Source organism: Pseudobacillus sp. FSL P4-0506 (genome assembly GCF_038003025.1).
Taxonomy (GTDB): Bacteria; Bacillota; Bacilli; order Bacillales; family Domibacillaceae; genus Pseudobacillus.
The window spans coordinates 2,424,141-2,442,352 of record NZ_JBBOOI010000001.1 but is presented as its reverse complement, the minus strand read 5'-3'; the positions used below and the strand labels follow the sequence as shown (position 1 = coordinate 2,442,352).

Annotated in this window: 18 protein-coding genes; 4 read left to right on the top strand and 14 right to left on the bottom strand. The window is 36.9% G+C overall.

All coding sequences use genetic code 11. The features are described 5' to 3' along the window. The first annotated feature begins 35 nt into the window (after positions 1–35). A complete protein-coding gene (locus MKZ02_RS12185) occupies positions 36–896 on the top strand; it encodes a TetR/AcrR family transcriptional regulator (protein ID WP_340853761.1) in 861 nt (286 codons plus the stop codon). 423 nt (positions 897–1,319) lie between these two features. On the opposite strand, the gene MKZ02_RS12180 is transcribed toward MKZ02_RS12185, so the two are convergent. From MKZ02_RS12180 to MKZ02_RS12160, 5 genes are all read right to left on the bottom strand, one after another. Continuing rightward, entirely contained in the window at positions 1,320–1,568 is a 249-nt protein-coding gene (locus MKZ02_RS12180; RefSeq protein WP_340853760.1) for a hypothetical protein, read from the bottom strand. Next, positions 1,565–3,133 (bottom strand): S-layer homology domain-containing protein, encoded by a 1,569-nt coding sequence (locus MKZ02_RS12175; protein WP_340853759.1) that lies wholly within the window; start codon positions 3,131–3,133, stop codon positions 1,565–1,567. Before MKZ02_RS12175 ends, MKZ02_RS12180 begins: the two co-directional genes overlap by 4 nt. An 838-nt stretch (positions 3,134–3,971) precedes the next feature. Then, complete coding sequence (locus MKZ02_RS12170) at positions 3,972–4,475, bottom strand: PadR family transcriptional regulator (RefSeq protein WP_340853758.1); 504 nt, start codon at positions 4,473–4,475, stop codon at positions 3,972–3,974. Positions 4,476–4,479: 4 nt separating this feature from the next. Then, a complete protein-coding gene (locus MKZ02_RS12165; RefSeq protein WP_340853757.1) occupies positions 4,480–6,942 on the bottom strand; it encodes an ABC transporter permease in 2,463 nt (820 codons plus the stop codon). Then, positions 6,911–7,630, bottom strand: a complete 720-nt coding sequence (locus MKZ02_RS12160) for an ABC transporter ATP-binding protein (protein WP_340853756.1) — start codon at positions 7,628–7,630, stop codon at positions 6,911–6,913. Before MKZ02_RS12160 ends, MKZ02_RS12165 begins: the two co-directional genes overlap by 32 nt. Before the next feature lie 1,077 nt (positions 7,631–8,707). Between MKZ02_RS12160 and MKZ02_RS12155 the strand changes: the two genes are divergently transcribed. Both MKZ02_RS12155 and MKZ02_RS12150 read left to right on the top strand, forming a co-directional pair. Next, positions 8,708–9,526 carry an STAS domain-containing protein gene (locus MKZ02_RS12155; protein ID WP_340853754.1) on the top strand — a complete coding sequence of 273 codons (819 nt, stop codon included), beginning with the start codon at positions 8,708–8,710 and terminating at the stop codon, positions 9,524–9,526. Between the two features lie 379 nt (positions 9,527–9,905). Then, positions 9,906–10,409 (top strand): DinB family protein, encoded by a 504-nt coding sequence (locus MKZ02_RS12150; protein WP_120031994.1) that lies wholly within the window; start codon positions 9,906–9,908, stop codon positions 10,407–10,409. 271 nt (positions 10,410–10,680) lie between these two features. Here MKZ02_RS12150 and MKZ02_RS12145 read toward each other — a convergent pair whose 3' ends face one another. From MKZ02_RS12145 to MKZ02_RS12130, 4 genes are all read right to left on the bottom strand, one after another. Continuing rightward, entirely contained in the window at positions 10,681–11,253 is a 573-nt protein-coding gene (locus tag MKZ02_RS12145) for a dihydrofolate reductase family protein (protein WP_340853751.1), read from the bottom strand. Positions 11,254–11,469: 216 nt separating this feature from the next. Then, the gene (locus tag MKZ02_RS12140; RefSeq protein WP_340853750.1) at positions 11,470–11,805 is read right to left on the bottom strand and encodes an NUDIX hydrolase; all 336 of its coding nucleotides are present in this window, start codon (positions 11,803–11,805) and stop codon (positions 11,470–11,472) included. Beyond that, the gene (locus MKZ02_RS12135; RefSeq protein ID WP_340853748.1) at positions 11,799–11,954 is read right to left on the bottom strand and encodes a hypothetical protein; all 156 of its coding nucleotides are present in this window, start codon (positions 11,952–11,954) and stop codon (positions 11,799–11,801) included. The genes MKZ02_RS12140 and MKZ02_RS12135 overlap by 7 nt, the downstream gene beginning before the upstream one ends. A gap of 172 nt (positions 11,955–12,126) precedes the next feature. Next, complete coding sequence (locus MKZ02_RS12130) at positions 12,127–12,711, bottom strand: TetR/AcrR family transcriptional regulator (RefSeq protein WP_340853747.1); 585 nt, start codon at positions 12,709–12,711, stop codon at positions 12,127–12,129. Positions 12,712–12,861: 150 nt separating this feature from the next. On the opposite strand from MKZ02_RS12130, the gene MKZ02_RS12125 reads away from it, so the two are divergent. Continuing rightward, entirely contained in the window at positions 12,862–13,596 is a 735-nt protein-coding gene (locus MKZ02_RS12125; protein WP_120032001.1) for a glucose 1-dehydrogenase, read from the top strand. 116 nt (positions 13,597–13,712) lie between these two features. On the opposite strand, the gene MKZ02_RS12120 is transcribed toward MKZ02_RS12125, so the two are convergent. The 5 genes from MKZ02_RS12120 to MKZ02_RS12100 all read right to left on the bottom strand — a co-directional run bounded on the left by MKZ02_RS12120 (position 13,713) and on the right by MKZ02_RS12100 (position 18,204). Beyond that, positions 13,713–14,216: a HEAT repeat domain-containing protein gene (locus MKZ02_RS12120; RefSeq protein WP_340853746.1), complete on the bottom strand. Its 504-nt coding sequence runs from the start codon at positions 14,214–14,216 to the stop codon at positions 13,713–13,715. Between the two features lie 249 nt (positions 14,217–14,465). Continuing rightward, the gene (locus tag MKZ02_RS12115) at positions 14,466–15,464 is read right to left on the bottom strand and encodes an HAAS signaling domain-containing protein (RefSeq protein WP_340853744.1); all 999 of its coding nucleotides are present in this window, start codon (positions 15,462–15,464) and stop codon (positions 14,466–14,468) included. Continuing rightward, the gene (locus tag MKZ02_RS12110) at positions 15,451–15,798 is read right to left on the bottom strand and encodes a PadR family transcriptional regulator (RefSeq protein ID WP_120032007.1); all 348 of its coding nucleotides are present in this window, start codon (positions 15,796–15,798) and stop codon (positions 15,451–15,453) included. The genes MKZ02_RS12115 and MKZ02_RS12110 overlap by 14 nt, the downstream gene beginning before the upstream one ends. Positions 15,799–16,449: 651 nt before the next feature. Beyond that, a complete protein-coding gene (gene arsC / locus MKZ02_RS12105) occupies positions 16,450–16,869 on the bottom strand; it encodes an arsenate reductase (thioredoxin) (RefSeq protein ID WP_340853742.1) in 420 nt (139 codons plus the stop codon). Between the two features lie 36 nt (positions 16,870–16,905). Beyond that, positions 16,906–18,204 carry an arsenic transporter gene (locus MKZ02_RS12100; RefSeq protein ID WP_340853741.1) on the bottom strand — a complete coding sequence of 433 codons (1,299 nt, stop codon included), beginning with the start codon at positions 18,202–18,204 and terminating at the stop codon, positions 16,906–16,908. Positions 18,205–18,212: the final 8 nt, after the last annotated feature.

Sequence of the window (18,212 nt, the reverse complement as noted above, 5' to 3'; positions counted from 1 at the left end):
TAATGTCAATAATTGTTTTAGGGAGGGAATGCGGCATGAGTAAAAAAGAGCAAATCATTGAAGCAGCAAAACAATTGTTTCGAACAAAAGGTTATCATGATACTTCAATTCAAGATATCTTGGAACATTCCAAAGTTTCTAAAGGCACATTTTATAATTACTTTGCTACGAAATCACAATTAATTCTTTATATTATTCAAAAAGTTGATGCAAAAGTTGAAGAACAACAAAACTTGTTATTATTGGAAGGAAACCCTTTTGATAAGCAAATTTTTTATTCTCAGCTTCGAGTAAAACACTCCATCTATGGGACTGAGAAGATTGCAGAGCTATATAATATCTCATTGGGGGAAAATGATGAGTCATTAAAAAAATATATGGCGGAAAGTCATTATAAAGAGCTTGATTGGCTGGCAAAACGGTTAATAGAAGTTTATGGTAGAGAAATAGAAGAAAGTGCAATGGATTTATCTACCCATTTTATTGGAGGATTAGGTTATCAATTTAGATATTCTGATCAAATGAAGCTGAATCTTAATAGTTCCGATATATTGGACTACAATATTTTGCGATTAGAAAAAAACATTGAAATAACAAAGGAATCTAATCAAGTTCTCTTTCCATATAAGTCACCTGATTCAGTTGAAAATCCAGAAATAGCTATCGATAAAATACAAAAGTTACTTAAAAAAGTAATAAATGATTATGAGGTGTCTAAAGAAGAAAAAGAATTGATTGATTTTATTTTGGATGAGTCCCAAAACTCATATGTAAGATGGAGTGTTTGTGAAGGAGCTGTTCGACAATTAAAAATAATATCCTCCTCTCATTCAAATAATGAGCAAATATTTAATGAAGTGTTTAATATTATAAATAGACAAAATAAAAACAGTTAAAAATTGTTTAGTTAAAATAAAGATTGAGCATTAGATATTGAGTTGGAATTCCCCCTTAAAATGGGACAAGTAAAAACACCTTTAAGTTGAAATGAGGATGTCGGATACCTAAATACAACTTGGAGGTGTTTTTTGTGAATAAAAGAGTGAGTTATCTGGCAGAAGTCAAGTTAAAGGCAGCAGAGACGAGAAGGACCGGATCAGTTATTAAAACCACAACGAAGGGATAACGAAACAGAACAACCGCCGATAATCCCCAATCAAATCGTTTTACGCCTCACTAAAGCCAGAAAATATTCGTATTCAATCCAAACTAAACAGCCAGTCACCCGATACACTATCGGCAACTGGCTTCTTAAAGGCGTTTTGGTCCCTGTCTCAATTATGGGATCTATTCCCCCTATAGAGTGGGCTTGTTTTAAACTAATTATCTCGGTCTAACAATTCTTTTTTTAGAGCACGAACTTGTTTGAGAATATCTTCTTTTTCATCCTCCAAACATTCTAGCTTTAATTTTCCATTTTCTTCTTCAATTGAAATGAGGTCTCCTTCTTTAACATCAAAAGAGAATGTCTCGATAGTAATTAATTCCTCAATGGATTCATCTTCACGATATAGCAGTTTGGCTACCCCTTTTTCAATGGAATCAATGGTATATTTTCCAGTTCTCATGATCTTTCACAAGCCCATCCATCATTGTCACGGTCGTGTTTAGATTCATATGCTGGATGACCTTTCTTTACTCCATCCGGATAGACCTTTCTCATCTCCGTACAATTTTGGAACTTTGTTGGAGTTGGAGCTGGTGTGGGAGCCGGAACTGGTTCTGGCGTTGGTTTTGGCTTGGGTGCCGGGACCGAATTCTGAACAGGCGCTGATGGCACTTGCTTCATAAAAACATAACTGCCATCTGTCCAAGTTTGAATTTGACCATTCGGTGTTGATACGATGTGTGCCCCAATGTTTTTTAAACGGTTCACGACAACAGATTTCGGATGGCCATATTGATTGTTCTCTCCATATGACAGAACACCATAATCCGGCTTAACTTCATTTACCAACGCTTGGGATGTACCAGTGTCCGACCCATGATGAGAAGCTTTTAAGACCTCTGCATCCAAATCGTACTGATCCACTAACAAGGCTTCTACTCTTGTATCTGTATCACCTGTAAGAAGATAATCAGACTCTCCATAACTAACCATAAGTACAATTGACCCTTCATTTGAATCACTTGCATGGCTATTAACATAAAGTACTTTCACAGAAACACTAGAATCTAATGTAATGTTTTGACCCACTTGTGCCACTTTAAATGATGCGCCAGTTGCTTTTACAGCGTTTAAATAATCAAGATAGATTTGAGTGGTATGCTCCTGACCAGAATCTACAACATTCTTAACCTTATAGTTTTCAATCACGTAATTTGCTCCGCCAATATGATCAGCATCAGGGTGTGTAGCTACAAACGTATCAATCGCTGAAATATTAAGTGAAGCTAATTCTCTTTTCACCTCATCATCGGAACGACCAGCATCGACTAGCATGGCTTTTCCATTAGGAAATTTAATGAGAATCGCATCTCCCTGTCCAACATTTAAAAAATCAACTTTAAGGGTTGGACGCTTTGTGTTATCGATGAACACTGGGTTTAACGAGCGTGACATAAATGCTGCAAACTGGCCACGGGCTACTGCAATGTTAGGACGATATGTATGATCTGGATACCCTGCTGTAATACCAGCTGCTATGATTTTTCCGATAAATGGATAGGCAGCTGAATTTTTTGAAACATCTTTAAAATTAACTGCAGCTGAGTCACTGAGTTTAAAAGCACGTGCCAAGAAGATAGCTAATTGACCACGGGTTACTGTTTCATTTGGACGATAAGATCCATCTGGAAAGCCAGTGATAATTCCGGTTTTTACAGCAGAATCGATGTAACCAGAGGCTACATTATTTGCGTCAACGTCTGAAAACGTTGTTTGTCGTTTTGTACCATCAAGTTTAAGTGACCTTCCAATCATAATGGCCGCCTGTGCCCGGGTTACCTTATCATCAGGTCCAAACCGTCCATCTGAATAACCTGAAATGATGCTTTTTCCTGATAGATAGTTAATCTCATTGAAAAATCGGTAATTCACTGAGACATCTTTAAAAGATGCTGCACTTGCACTCGGTATGAGGACACTCAATGCAAGAAGAAAGCTCAAAAAAAATACGATAGCCTTTTTCAAATTATTTCCCCCTCTTTTAATAACTGTTCGATTATAGCATAATATGCCATGTTAAAATCAGGGAAATATTTCCACAAAAAAAAAAAAAAAAAACAACCTATCTATCTAAAAATAAGCCCTACTCATACGAGCGGGACCTTTCTTATGGCTCTTGTCTTATTTGTGGTTTAAAAAGCCAAGGATTCTATTGGGTGATCATTGCAGGTTTTACAGTGTCAAACATACCGGTTCTTTTCTTTTTAGCAAATGTTTATAATCTAATTTGCCGCCAATTAAGTTGGCTTGCTTCTCTGTTTCTTGATTCGTTTTAAATACACCTGTATAGTCCTTTTCACGACAACAGCGGCCAAACGGCCAGTCTCAGCGTATGGGTGTAGCTCAAAAGAATAGTTACCATAAAAAATAAGGAAATGAAGCGATGGACTACAGGGCAAGTACCTAAGCAGAAAAATATAAATAACCAAATTCATGAATAGATTTTTCAAAGAGATATATTTAGAATCTTCTGGCTGCAAGTCAGTTCCTGGCTGATATATAGTTGAATTTGCTAGACTGAATGATTCTCTGACAAGTACGTATCCTTTGGGATGTCTTGAACATCTAAAAAAATCTTCTCCCTAATTTATCCTTATTAAAATGACAATAGATTTGTAAAATAAAAGAGGACAGTAAAACCCTAAGCAGCTATAAAGCTATTCCATGGTTTTACTGTCCTTTAGATGGCTGATAGAATCAATTTATTTTTTCACTGATGCGTTTCCACTTTATTCTTCTTATGATGGATCAAGGATGTGACAAAAATCCCCCTCTACTTAACTTATATAAAATAATATTTATGTTAACGGTTTCGATTTTCAACTTGATTTATCCAATTTAAATCTGCTTCTAAGTGCAGCAATATACCAGTGATTAATAAATATTTATTTTCGTCCCCCTGAAGCAATAATTCGGTTTTTAATTTAGTTAAGTCCATCACTTCTTTAATAATCATTGCTTTTTGTTGTTCAAGCATTTGCTTTTCCTGGGCAAAGTGAATTCTACGAGCACAACTCCATTTAAAGAAAAAATCCTCTTTTGTCGAGTAATAAGGCACGGGTTCCAGTAACCATTTTTCCAATTCATCTTTACCTTTTGGTTGTAACTCAAACAATTTTCTTTCCTGATCATCTGCTCCTGGGGATGAGACAAGCTGGTCACGTGTCAGGCGATCAAGAGTGGTATAAATCTGACCAGGATTAATTTTACCTTTAATTCCAAGGAGGGAATCCAATTCCAATTTTAATTCGTACCCATGATGTCTTTGCCGGAATAATAATGTTAAAATCCCATACTTTACTGACAAATTATCAACCTTCTTTGAGTGATGATTGGATATCCATTTTACTTGCACTTTTACTGGAAATCCAGGCTGCACAGAGGCTTAGAGAAACTCCGGCAATTATTGCTAGTATAATATTACTCATGGGTAATTGGAAAGACATAAATCCTTCCATCAGTTTAGATTTACTTGTTACATATATTAAAATTACGCCTGTTACAATACCTCCAATTACACCTGATAATCCAATGAGCATACCTTCAGCAAGTATCATGTTTCTAACCTGTTGTTTAGTAAAACCGAGTGCTCGCATAGTTCCAATCTCAGGTATACATTCTAAAATATTCATTAGCAGCGTATTAGCTGTGCCCACACTAGCCAAGCCGATGATCATCAGCAACATGACTAAGATAAGGCCACTCATACTGGAAATAGCTGAAGTAGTAGATTCAATTTCATCTTCTACGGTTTGAACCTTTGAAAGATGATCACCAAAATCAGACCATAACTGGTCACGAATTGAATCGTTCCCTTCACTGTTTACAGTGAGTAGCAAATCAAAGCTATTTGTCCATCCAAAAACATCATTGAGGTATTCCTCGTCCATAAATGCGACATAACCAGAATAATGTGATGTTTTAACCACTCCAATAACTTTAAAATTCTGTTCACCATTCGAAGTATTCATTAGTATACTCTGACCAATTTGTCCGCCCCATTCTTCAAAGGCACGATCCCCGAGCAACACGGATGGTTTCTGTTTTAACTCTTTGTATAGATCCTTCTCCCGGAAATCAGCAAATAACGAGGGGCCATTTTCACTTACAGAAAGAACGGAAAATTGTCTACTTCTTCCGCTATTTGTTTCCCAAGTAATCGGCGTTGCTTCAGTTAATGTTTTAACACCTGTAACAGCATCATAAGAAAGCACTTTTTTTATATCTTCAGCAGACCATGGAGCCTCAGATGTAACTCTCATGTCTCCCCCATACGTATTTCTTATTTCTTTTTCGTATCCTTTAGGAGCTGACCCTACCGCTGCACCAAGTAATAATATAATCGATATACCAATGGCTAAAATAGCAGCTGTATTTGCATTGCGATTTATTTGCTGCAAGAGACTTTTTATAGCCATGATACCAGCATAATCAAAAAAGTATTTTAAAATGGGCTTTACTATTTTGCTTAAACCTAACAATAGGAAAGGAAACAAAAGAATAACACCTATTAATATAGCAACATAGGAAACTGGGTGATCTATAAACACAAAGCACAGAAGCCCCACCCCAACAACAGTTCTAAGAAAATACCGTCTTGATAATGTTTGCGTTTGATTTGCTGCTTTTAATGTCAATAAAATCGACGTCTTGCCTGCATTATAAATAGGAAAAAGTGAAAAAACTATAGGAAATAGCAATCCAATGATAATAGCCATCATCGCTGGTAGCTTCCAATTTAACGTGTAGACCATATCAAATTTGAATACACTAAGAAGAGCTTGCATAAACATATCCCCGAGCCATATACCAAGCGGAACTCCAACAGCTGTGCCGATCAATACCAAAAGTACTATTTCAATAAGAACCAGCTTAGAAACAGAACTTTGTGTATAGCCTAAGCTTTTCATTACAGCAAATTCTCTTTTTCTTTCTATAACGCTTGTATAAATCACATTAAAGACAATAAACCCGCTGATAAACATGGACAATCCCGCAATTAAATAGAAGAAGGTATAGAGTCCGCCTATATCATTGCTTTGGAGGTCATCCGCAACAACAGGTTCTATGTATACATTAGAACCACGAAACTTTTGCTGAAAAGAGTGAAAGAGATCTTTGCCGTCACCTTTGACTTGAAAACGCATATAAGAAATCTCGTCACTCTTTCCTGTCCACTCTCTTAACATATCAAGCGGAGCCATAATGCGAAAACTGCTTGATTCAGCACTTTCCCAATCACTGGGACTTGCAAGCAGTTGTGTATACTCAACAATGGCAGAAATCTTTGCTTCTCCCATATTAGTAAATCGAACCGTATCTCCAACCCCTTTTCCCAAAAGCTTTGCAACAACTTCTGGTAATATTACTCCTTCATTATCTAAGCTACCTTCAATAACTGGGAGTTTCAGCAAAGGGCTATTTTGATCATTTACTCCTGTAATTCGCACAGATCTTTCATTCAAAGAATGATTACCTTCAAGTTCAAAGAAAGCTTGCTTATCAAGGGCAAGCAATGTATGAGTAACAGCGGGATCCTTTTGAATAGACGAGATCATCTCTTCAGGATAAGTATGTTCATCACTTAAAACCCAATAATCTGCATTGGCGACATACATTTGTTCGTAATAATCAAAAACGTCCTTCGTTGTTTTATCAGCCACCAGCATAGACGTTAAAAAAGATGTCCCTAGTATAATGGACAGCAATGTAAAGAAAAATCTTTTTTTGTTTTGCGTAATATTACGCCATGAAATTCGCCAAATATTTAGCATAATCACTATCCTTCCTAGATATCACTTGATCTATAGCCCCATCTCTAAAAAGTAGAATGCGATCTGCAAAGCCAGCTGCAAAAATATCATGTGTAACCATCACGATGGTTTGCTTATTTTTACGGTGAAAGGTTGACAATAAAGCCAGAATTTCTTCTGCCTTAGCCCTGTCTAAATTTCCTGTTGGTTCATCAGCTAATAAAACAATCGGGTTATTAACAAGTGCTCTAGCTATAGCAACACGTTGTTGCTGACCACCACTTAATAGATTGGCACACTTACGATTTAATCCCTCTAATCCTACAGAATGAATTAATTCATGAATCAATTTACTTTTCTTATTAGTTAATTTCCCGTCTGCATGAAGAGGAAATGCGATATTTTCCTCTACAGTTAAGTTAGGTAATAGTTGATAATTTTGAAAAACAAAACCTAGTTTTTTTCTACGAAATATGGTTCTTTCCTTTTCTCTCATTTTATTTAAAATCTTATGATCAATTTGTATATCTCCCTTGGTGGGTACATCAAGCCCCCCAAGTAATTGAAGTAGTGTGCTTTTTCCAGAACCGCTGGGTCCCATGATGGCCACGAATTCCCCTTCTTCAATACTTAAATCAACACCTTTTAAGACTTGCGTTTTCTCTTGTCCTTGTAAAAATTCTTTTGTTAGGTTGCTAACTTTGATCATATTGCCCCTCCCGTTATTTCCTTTTTCAATATATACTAAGTATATAACACATAACACCAAAACCGGCAATTGATCCAAATAAATTTCTATTTTTAATCAAAAATCCCTCTATAATATATATACTAAATAAATATAATTCAGTGATATTAAACAAGAGAGACAAAGAGTAACGAGTGCTCCCTTTCTTTTTTGGCCTTTATTAATTATCGACTCTCCAAAACTATTTAGTAATTTCCTCGCGTTTAATCACATCTTTATTGTGATAGGATGAATTTAAAGTTCTTTCATCTCAATTGTATAAAGTATCCCCCCAACATGTTCCATCTGATTGATCATATTTGCATAACCGTTTTCATCATGCGAGTAATTACTGGATGTTCAATACCCAGCTATTCCCCCTTCTTCCTTACAGTCAGTGTATAACTTCCCATTAAAGGAAAAATATGTTACAATACTCATAATTCGCCTATATGGCGGTGAGCTACTCCGATTAGCTTGCCGCTTTTTCTTTTGAAGCGAAATAACGTTTTTAGCTTCAAATTCCGCTGATAAAAGTAAAACCGGATTATCCCTCACCTCTCTAACAGATTTCTCACTTCAGAATCCTTCATTAAACGACTTGCCGATAAATCAAAATACATGTTGACTGCCCCTCCCTTCCGATAATCTCTCTAGCGTGGTATTCAAGCTATCGATGAACACCATGGCCTCAAGCAGCTCGCCCATCATTTGAGTAATGCCTTCTTTTTCATTTTCACTAATAACGCTAGGCGGTTTAGCTAAACAGACGGTTCGGATTTAAAGGGTGCCTTGAGTGCCTGCTATATTATTTTGTTGTTACCGCTGCACCGCATACTTTGGCGCAAAAGAATATAACAAGACAAAGAAGTCTGTTACTCATACTGAAAATGTGGCGGAAGAAGTTCCTAATAACTAGGCAAGTGAATACGAAAAATACCTCCTATCACCGTCCAATCGATTAAATTCTAAAATTTTATTTTTTAAATAATGTGGTTTAATAAATAAAGAAAAGTGGTAGAAGTTTACGTGGAGTTAGATATAAAGGGGGAGTATAAAGTGACGTCTCTACAATCGTTTAAATTGAAAGAATTTTTCGAAAGTAACACTAAGGAATTTGAAGAGAAGTTACTATCTGAGGCTGTCAATGTAAAGGATAAAATCGATGAAATTCTGGCAATCGGAAATATTGACCTTATAAAAAATGCCCATAACCTAGTTGTTTATATTATTGAAGGGAAAGAAAGAGAACTTCAATTATTTGCGAAACAAGAAGGAATAGCGTGGGCTACTCACTCCCTCACCTTATCATTCAAATTGGAGTGGGTACAAGCCATCCGGAGAACTCTGTGGAATTTTATAGAGCAGTATAACGAGTTAGCAGATAAACAGACGACGTTGAACTTTTTCCGTCTGGAAAAGGAAATTAATAACCGGGTTGATACATTTTTAAATACCTTTTTTATTAATTATTCTACATATAAGGATTCCCTGCTTACTGCTCAGAGAGAGTTGGTCGAAAATCTATCGGTTCCCATTATTCCGATCAATGCCTCGATCTGTATTTTGCCTTTGATTGGTTCGGTTGATACTTTTCGAACGTCAGTCCTTGAGGAAAAGGTTCTAACTGAAATTGGTGTATCCCGCATCCAAACTTTAATCATGGATTTGTCAGGCATCGCCGATATGGAACCTGAGGTCATTGACCATTTAACGAAAGTTATCAATGGCGCTGCCCTCATGGGATGTAAAACGGTCATTACCGGATTAAGAGCAGAAGTCGTGAGAAAAATGATACATCAGGACCTCTCATTTGATCATACGACCAAAACACTGGGTACGTTGCAACAAGCATTAAAAGAGTACTTAATAAGCTAAAGAGACCCTAAATGTATCAGCAATAGCGCTGCTAAAGCCCCCTTTAAGGGGCTTTTTTCTTTACCTAATCTGCAGCTTCTTGACCTGTGCTAGTAACAGTCTGTTGCCTCAGAGCCCCCATTCAGAATCTTATTCCACTCTGTCATTCCGCTCTTTAAGCTTTCTTCGGTATTGTATCTGAAATTCACCAGCTGATATTTTTCCGTTAAGGCATTCCTCCATTGTTTTTTATATTTGTTTTCTAACATTTTTATCCTCTTCTCCGACTAGCGACATACATTATAATGAAGTCGTTTAATTTTCTCCTCCATATTAATAATTACAAGGAAAATTTAAAGATTTAGCGAAATTATTATGTAAAAAGCTTAGGGGGTTCAGTATGTTTCAAACATTAGATCATTTCTTAAAATCTTGGGAGTATGAAGCAGGGGTCACTCAGAAATTACTAAATAATTTAACTGATGAATCACTCAAACAGGAGATTACCTCACAGAATTGGACTTTAGGACGGATTGCGTGGCATACCGTTGCTGCTATCCACATCATTGCCTCAAACACAAATTTAAGGTTTGAAGCTATTTCTGAAGATTGGCCTGTTCCTACCTCATCACGTTTTATAGCAGACAGCTATCATCAAGCTAGCGAGGCATTTGTACAGGCATTAAAAACTCAATGGACAGACAGTACTTTGCAAGAGCCTATAGATTTTCTAGGTAAAAAAATGCCAAATGGCTCTCTTTTGATGTTTTTGATTCAACATCAAAACCACCATCGAGGACAAATGACTGTTCTTATGCGACAAGCAGGGTTGCTCGTTCCTGGCATTTATGGCCCATCAAAAGAAGAATGGGCTAATTTTGGTATGGAAGCTCCCAAAATGTAACCTACTCCATAGGCATTTCGTTTTTGACAAAACACAAAGTAACAGATAGATAAGAGCTTGGTGAAAATATATTGAATAAGGTGAAAGAATCCCACTGAAGACATAACCATACAGTGGGATTTCCGTTTCGATTACATGATGTCCATGAATGATGACTATCCTAGTGAGAATAGATAGAGTGTTCTGTTCGATATCAATGGAACTCTTTCCAAATGTAACATTTAAGTTTAAGTTCGATTAAAAGCTCCTTCTATCTTCGAAATGGGTTGTGCTATTTATTTTCATCTAAATGATAGATTAATTGTACAACTCCAGAAGAAAATGTTCTTGTATCAACCATCTTTAAATTTAACCTTTCCTCTATATCACCAAACAAAGGTTTTCCCTCTCCCAAAACAACAGGGTGAACAGATAATCTAAATTCGTCAACGAGCCCTAAATTGACAAAAGTGGCAATAAGACTTGAACCCCCATATAGCCAGATGTCTTTACCAGGCTGATTTTTTAATTTATTTACTTCTTCAAGAATATGATCATTTATGAATATCGCTTTATTATCTGTGCTCTTTTGAGTTTTGGAGAACACATACTTTTCTTTGCTATGGATTAATCTCCAAAGTTCTTTTTCAGTATCATCATCTTCCGTTTTTGGAGTAAATTCTCCCCATAATTCATAACTTTTCCGCCCATACAAAATAGTATCAATCTGATTTAAGAAATTAACGAACTCCATCTCAGAATCCATGACACACCAGTCAACTTCTCCATTTGCTCCTTCGATAAAACCATCTAAAGTAACCGCTAAATCTAAAATAATTCTTCTTCGTTTTCCACTGCTGGACATCATTCTTTCTCCCTTCAAATTTTTTGGAAATAATAACAACAATCATAGCTTTTCGGTTAGAAACTATAGTCCTTCCTTTGGGCAACCTGGTACACATTTAGTTTGAAGCAAGACATTTCAGAAATAGGCACTTTAGGTGAACAAACAGCAAAAAGAAGCTCCTGATGAAGAGCCTTTTCTGTATCCAATAATAGAGGTTATATTATACAATATAAATCAATTTAATTCTAAACGGAGCCTACCTAGACTATGATCCTCAATTAAGTTGATGCTTCTTTTATTTTCATGATAGTCATTGATTTCCTGGCTAATATTGGGTATCAGCAAAATGGAGTCTAACTCCTCTAGAGAAATCCACTTGACCGCCGATTGATGTGGATCAGGATACTTGGACAACCGTGCCAGCGAATTATTCTTTATGCTACATTCAAAAATGAGATGCAATGCGTGTTGCTCATTGAGATGATAATCGCCAGATTGTTTATGAGGAGCAAATTCATAGATTAGTGCCAGCGGCCCTACATCAACATGAGCTGCAGTTTCTTCTACCACTTCTCTTGCAACCCCTCAATGATCGTTTCACCAGGCTCTAGTCCTCCACCCGGCAAATTATAATGAATCCCATTTTCATCATATTCCACTAAAAGTACAGAGTTATGTTCAATAATTAGACCCGTACATCGAATTCTTACATGTGACAAGATTTCACCTCATTTAAAATACTGTTTTAAGACAATTTTATGTGAAGCCCAAACAGTAGAGACTTTTCAAAGAGAGGTTCACCATTTTTCCAGCTGCAAATCTCAAAGATGGAAATTCCTCATAATTCTCAGGATAACCGCTTCTTTTTCATTCAAAATAATGGGCTAGCGATTATTCGTCAAGAACAATGGCCTCTTTAAACATCTTGCTTTGAAGATAGGCTAATTTTTTCGCCATAACTTCGGGAGAATCTTTGAAATCCTGGTGAATCCAGTACATAAAAAAGCCCAGGCTGCCGTATGTTAAGAAGTAGTTTAGTGCAGGGATTTCAACTTCAGTTGCCTCACCTAGTTTTAGTTCGAGACTAGATGTTTGAACTAGACTTTCACAAAATTGATTCTGTGATCCCGGGAGCACTTCCCCTTTTAAAATGAGTGAGAAAACGAATTGATTTTGATAAATAAATTCAAAAATAGGGAGATGGCGATGTTCATCATCTGCCGAAAAGCGCTCTACACTGCGATACCCTTCACGAAAGTGAGCAATTAATTCTGTTAAATAGTCATCGAAGATTGCAGCCAATAAATCGTGTAAATCTTTATAATGCGAATAAAAGGTTACCCGATTACATTTGGCATAGTGCGCTACCTCTGTAATAGTGAGATCGTTTAACTCCTTTTCCTTCAATAATCGTAATAACGCATTTTTTAAATTTTTTTGCGTACGAGCTGAGCGACGGTCTTCGCTATTTGCCATTTATCGATATCTCCTTTAAAAAGAAACTTTCTATTACATTTTATTATGACATCAATCTTTTTATTGGACAAACACTCTTTTTATCTGTTAATTTACAAATGTAGTTTATCTTTATTATCTTGCCATGATGTTTATAGGAGGAGTAAAAACATGACTCGCTTAGAAGGAAAAATTGCCATTATCACAGGTGCTGCTCAAGGTATGGGTGCCGCACATGCTCAAAGATTCATTGAAGAAGGCGCAAAGGTTGTTTTAACAGACTTAAACGAAGAAAAAGGTAAAGCTTTTGCGGCAGAACTTGGCGAAAATGCTTTATTCGTAAAACAGAACGTAACAAGTGCTGAAGATTGGGCAAATGTAGTGGCTGAAACAGAAAAAGCCTTTGGTTCAGTAAATGTTTTAGTCAACAACGCGGGTATCACAATGGCAAAATCTATATTAGAAGTAACGGAAGAGGAATATCGTCGGATCGTAGACATCAACCAAGTTTCCGTCTTTTTAGGTATGAAAGCAGTTATCCCAGCCATGCAAAAAGCAGGCGGCGGTTCCATCGTCAATATTTCATCAATGAATGGTATTGTTGCGGGAGCAATAGGTTATACAGATACAAAATTTGCTGTGCGTGGTATGACAAAAGCGGCTGCAATCGAGTGTGCTAATTACGGAATTCGTGTGAATTCGGTGCATCCGGGTGTCATCGCCACACCAATGGTTGTTCAAGAAGATACCAAAGCAGCAGTGGAAGAGTTCTCTAAACATATTCCTATAAAGCGCGTGGCCCAACCGGAAGAAGTTTCAAGCTTAGTGGTTTACTTGGCCTCTGAGGAGTCCAGCTATTCAACAGGTTCTGAATTCATTGTTGATGGCGGCTTAACAGCTATGTAATGCGAGCGTCATGACATTGGCAGCAATAAAAGGTAAAAGGTGATACAGAAACTTGTATCACCTTTATACATAACCTCTTCAAAACCTGCCACTATGGATGTATTACTTTTATGATTTTAGTTACATTTTTTGAAAGAAGAAAAGGTTTCTAAGGCATCTAAGAGTATTCCCTCCTGCCTCTCTATTTCATTTAATTTCTCTTTTACTTGTAGAATACACTTACATAAGATTTCATCTGGTATTTTACCGTTAATTGCCTCTATTAATTGATGAGCTTGAGCTTGCACTTCAAAGTTTCCATTGATCAAATGATCAACTAATGTTTCTAAATGTGCTGAACAATCAAAAGGTTCCAGTGCATATAGCAGGGTCCCTCTATTTCCCAAAGTTTTTGGATCATTAATTACTTCTATTAGCGGTTGTACTGCCTCTTCATTTCCTATATCACTTAATGTCAAAGCAATGGAGTTTCTCAATAAGGCATTTCCTGTACTCTTTAAATATTCAATAAGCAAAGGGACAGCCTCTATATTTTTGCTTCTACCCATCTCCTTTAACATGATTTCAGCTTCATCAAACTTATCATTTTCTACTACCAATCTTAATGAATGGATATCCATGTGATTTATCCAAACTCCTTATCACTGACAGTAATTAACTTAATTATATCACGGTTTTTCTCTAATGATCTTGCCTCTATAGCCAATAGACGAAATTTTCAATCAATATCATTTATAATTTATCGATCTTTATTTTGAACAATCCAGCTGGTAAAATAACGATCCTCATTTTCGTTCAACAAAAAAAGCCGACAATCTTAATTGACCATCAGCTTGAACCCCGTTATTTTTTTAATAAGCGAATAGAGATTAATAAATTCTCGCCTTGCGGAAACCGTCAAACACACTGATAGCTGCCGATACAACGAAGAAGAAAATCCCCCCACCAACGATCCACATTGTAAATTCGTTAGCGGTAACAGTAAATAAATTTGTCATATATCTAACGAAATCTTTGCTGAGTATATCCGGATTAATCAATATGACAATGAAGACGATGCTTGCGATTAGTTGGAGAATAGCGTTGCACATAGCTATTCTTTTTGTCCATTGTCCCTTTATTAACTTGTAAAGCGATAATGCTATTTCTAATCCGATCATAACCACAACGATCGGCCAATATCCTAACAAAACCTCTTGATTTAATGCTGGGGCCACGAATTCTAGTCTGCCCCCTTCTCCTTCGTACACACCCAAAAGATAATTTGCATAAAAGTAAAAGGTTGCCCAAATCGCCGTCCACATTAAGCTTCCAAATACTTCGATCTTTGAAATAGCTTTTTTCTTAGGGATGTATGAGATGTTTTTTAAATCATCAGGTGTCCATTTCTTAAGGCTCGCTGTTAATGGATGTTCATCTTTTCCTTTATCTGTTCTTTCTAAAACGGCAAACACAAGTGTTAGCCAAAAGAATACCTGGATTACCACTTCAATGATCCTCCATACGCCAAAACCCATAATATCTAAAACGACATTTGCTATTGCTTCTTCACCACGGTAACCTACAAAATATTCAGCAATCATCGAGATGAACGAAATGGCAACGGCAATTGGTAAAATCATTTTAAGCAACGTAACATATACATCAAAATAGCGTGGACCAATTAAATGCATTGGCTGATCGCGATACCTACTAGCCAATACGACTGGACTCCCTAATTTTTCAAGAATCGTCTTTATCTCTTCTTCACTGGGATCATCAGGCAGCATATCCTCAATTGTAGATCGTAACTCAAGTGCAATATCCTCACGATTTTTTTCCGGAAGCCTTCGAGTAACTTCCCGAATGTAAATCTCAATCAGATTCATTGTCTTCCTCCCCCTTTAATAAGCTGTAAAGCTCTTTTGAATTCTTCATCCATTCTCTTTTTAACTGCAAAAATATGTCTAGCCCGTATTCGCTTAAAACGTAATATTTACGGGGTCTACTTTCAGAGGTATCCCAACTACTCGATACTAACTCCTGTTTCTCTAATCTACGAAGCAATGGATACAAGGTACTTTGATCAATGGTTACACCTGACTGTTCCAGTAATTGGACGAGTGAATATCCATATTGGGGGGTTCGCAACTGACTCAAAACCGCTAAAGTCAAAGTCCCTCTTCTAAGCTCTGTTGTTAATGAATTTAATAAATTACTCATCCACCCACCTCATTTTTACTATATGTCATACAGTATCTAACTTATACTATGCATTATACACTATTATTGTTCCGCAATCAATTAAAATTATCATATTTTAAATAGTAATCAAAAAATTCACTCAAGACAGATCGGTTGAAGCGTGTGCAGTCCACAGATCTTTCACTAAAGGCGAAGGCGATCTGTATTCTGATATTAACTTTTATATATTTACCGACAATGATGAAGAAGAGAATATAGCTCAAGCCATTGGATTTCTGAAATATATCTCGTTCACTTGATCATTTACAACGATCGTAGAACAGAAAAGATGACCGGAAACAAGTCAAATGCATTTACAAAGCTGGCAGGGTTATAGGAAATGCAACATTTGAAACACAAACACTCACTTATGAAAAGTGGGCAATGGTGCTCATCCAGCTTGTTGTTTTGTCGTTGAAGAAGAAAGTGAAACCCTGGGATGGTGCAAATTAGGTTCTCATTCATCCCTAGGCCAAAAGAGATGGTGTGTGGCGCATACACTATCATTCTAGAGAGAAAAATTACAGTAGTTAGTGCGAATTAAAAAAGGCAGCTTGTAACATGCAGCTGCCTTTTTTAATCACCATATATCAATTTATTCTCTTAATCTATTTCTTTGCCTTTCATGGGCTACTTCCCTGTTTTTGAAAAGTATTCTATTCTTTCGCCAATTTCATCACGTACCCGTTGGAAAAAAGCCCATTTCTCTTCTATTGTTCCTTCTGCCTTTGCTGGATCATCAAATCCCCAGTGTTCGCGTTGGACTTGCGGCGGCGTAACCGGACATTTATCTGCTGCATCCCCACATAACGTTACGACTAAATCAGCGTTGTTTAATATTTCCTCTTCAATAATATCTGACGTTTGGTTAGAAATATCAATTCCGGCTTCTTTCATTGCTTTAACCGCATTGGGGTTTAATCCATGAGCTTCAATCCCTGCACTATAGACATTCCACTCCTTACCTAAGTATTTTTTTGCCCAACCTTCTGCCATTTGACTGCGACAAGAATTACCTGTACATAAGAAATAAATGATTTTTTTGTTCATGTTATTCATCTCCTTTTATGAGCAGGCTCATTGCTATTAGTGAATAATCAGCAGCCAGATATATAGCCCTGCCAATGTAAAGAACAGTGTTGGAATGGTCAAAATGATTCCAGTTTTAAAGTACGTTCCCCATGAAATCTTAACCCCTTTTAAAGACAAAACATGCAGCCATAATAGAGTAGCCAAAGAACCAATAGGTGTAATTTTTGGTCCTAAATCCGAACCGATAACATTGGCATAAATAAGAGCTTCTCTAATCACGCTGTTTGTATTGGTATCTGCAATGGCCAGTGCGTCAATCATGACAGTCGGCATGTTATTCATTATTGATGAAAGAACGGCAGCAATGAATCCCATTCCCATGGTAGCTGCAAATAGCCCCTGATCTGCCGCCACCTGAATAACATCTGCTAACACATTTGTCAGCCCTACATTTCTTAAACTGTACACTACCACATACATTCCGATAGAGAAAAAGACAATTGCCCATGGCGCTCCTTTGATTACCGTTGAAGTATTCACAGCTGGACTTCTTCTTGCCATAAATAAAAAGAAAATTGCTACTGCACCCGCAATCATCGAGACGGGAATGTTAAAAAATTCACTGGCAAAGTATCCAACAAGAAGTATCCCTAATACGACCCATGATAAGCGAAACATCTTAGCATCCCGAATGGCTTCTACTGGCTTCTTTAATTGATCTATATCGTAATGCCTTGGAATACTTTTACGGAAAAAGAGATACAAAACCAAAAGGCTGGCTGCCAGAGAAAAGAAATTCGGCACAATCATGCGGGTAGCAAACTCAATAAAGCTAATATTGAAAAAATCGGCTGAAACAATATTAACTAAGTTACTAACCACTAACGGCAAAGAAGTTGTATCTGCAATAAAACCACTAGCTAATATAAATGGAAAGACCATGGCCTCATTAAACTTTAATGCACGAACCATAGCTAGGACAATGGGTGTTAAAATGAGAGCCGCCCCGTCATTAGCAAAAAAGGCGGCTACAAGCGCTCCTAAAAACGCTACATAAACAAACATGAGAGTGCCGTTTCCCTTTGCTGCCCGTGCCATATGTAAAGCTGCCCACTCAAAAAAACCAATCTCATCAAGTATTAAGGAAATAATAATAATAGCAATAAAAGCTAAAGTAGCATTCCAAACAATCTGAGTAACATCTACTACATCCTGAAAGTCAACGACACCGACTAACAAGGCAAGCAATGCTCCTCCACAGGCAGACCAACCAATCGATAAATTTTTTGGTTGCCAAATAACCATCACAAGCGTTACTAAAAAGATTAATGATGCTAATATTGTTGATGTCACAATCTAAA

Bases quoted from the DNA above. Each gene is read 5' to 3' on its own strand.
- MKZ02_RS12110 (WP_120032007.1), bottom strand. From the start codon at position 15,798: ATGAGTAATTTATTAAATTCATTAACAACAGAGCTTAGAAGAGGGACT.
- MKZ02_RS12115 (WP_340853744.1), bottom strand. From the start codon at position 15,464: ATGAATCTGATTGAGATTTACATTCGGGAAGTTACTCGAAGGCTTCCG.
- arsC (WP_340853742.1), bottom strand. From the start codon at position 16,869: ATGAACAAAAAAATCATTTATTTCTTATGTACAGGTAATTCTTGTCGC.
- MKZ02_RS12160 (WP_340853756.1), bottom strand. From the start codon at position 7,630: ATGATCAAAGTTAGCAACCTAACAAAAGAATTTTTACAAGGACAAGAG.
- MKZ02_RS12125 (WP_120032001.1), top strand. From the start codon at position 12,862: ATGACTCGCTTAGAAGGAAAAATTGCCATTATCACAGGTGCTGCTCAA.
- MKZ02_RS12185 (WP_340853761.1), top strand. From the start codon at position 36: ATGAGTAAAAAAGAGCAAATCATTGAAGCAGCAAAACAATTGTTTCGA.
- MKZ02_RS12145 (WP_340853751.1), bottom strand. From the start codon at position 11,253: ATGTCCAGCAGTGGAAAACGAAGAAGAATTATTTTAGATTTAGCGGTT.
- MKZ02_RS12165 (WP_340853757.1), bottom strand. From the start codon at position 6,942: ATGCTAAATATTTGGCGAATTTCATGGCGTAATATTACGCAAAACAAA.
- MKZ02_RS12180 (WP_340853760.1), bottom strand. From the start codon at position 1,568: ATGAGAACTGGAAAATATACCATTGATTCCATTGAAAAAGGGGTAGCC.
- MKZ02_RS12130 (WP_340853747.1), bottom strand. From the start codon at position 12,711: ATGGCAAATAGCGAAGACCGTCGCTCAGCTCGTACGCAAAAAAATTTA.
- MKZ02_RS12120 (WP_340853746.1), bottom strand. From the start codon at position 14,216: ATGGATATCCATTCATTAAGATTGGTAGTAGAAAATGATAAGTTTGAT.
- MKZ02_RS12150 (WP_120031994.1), top strand. From the start codon at position 9,906: ATGTTTCAAACATTAGATCATTTCTTAAAATCTTGGGAGTATGAAGCA.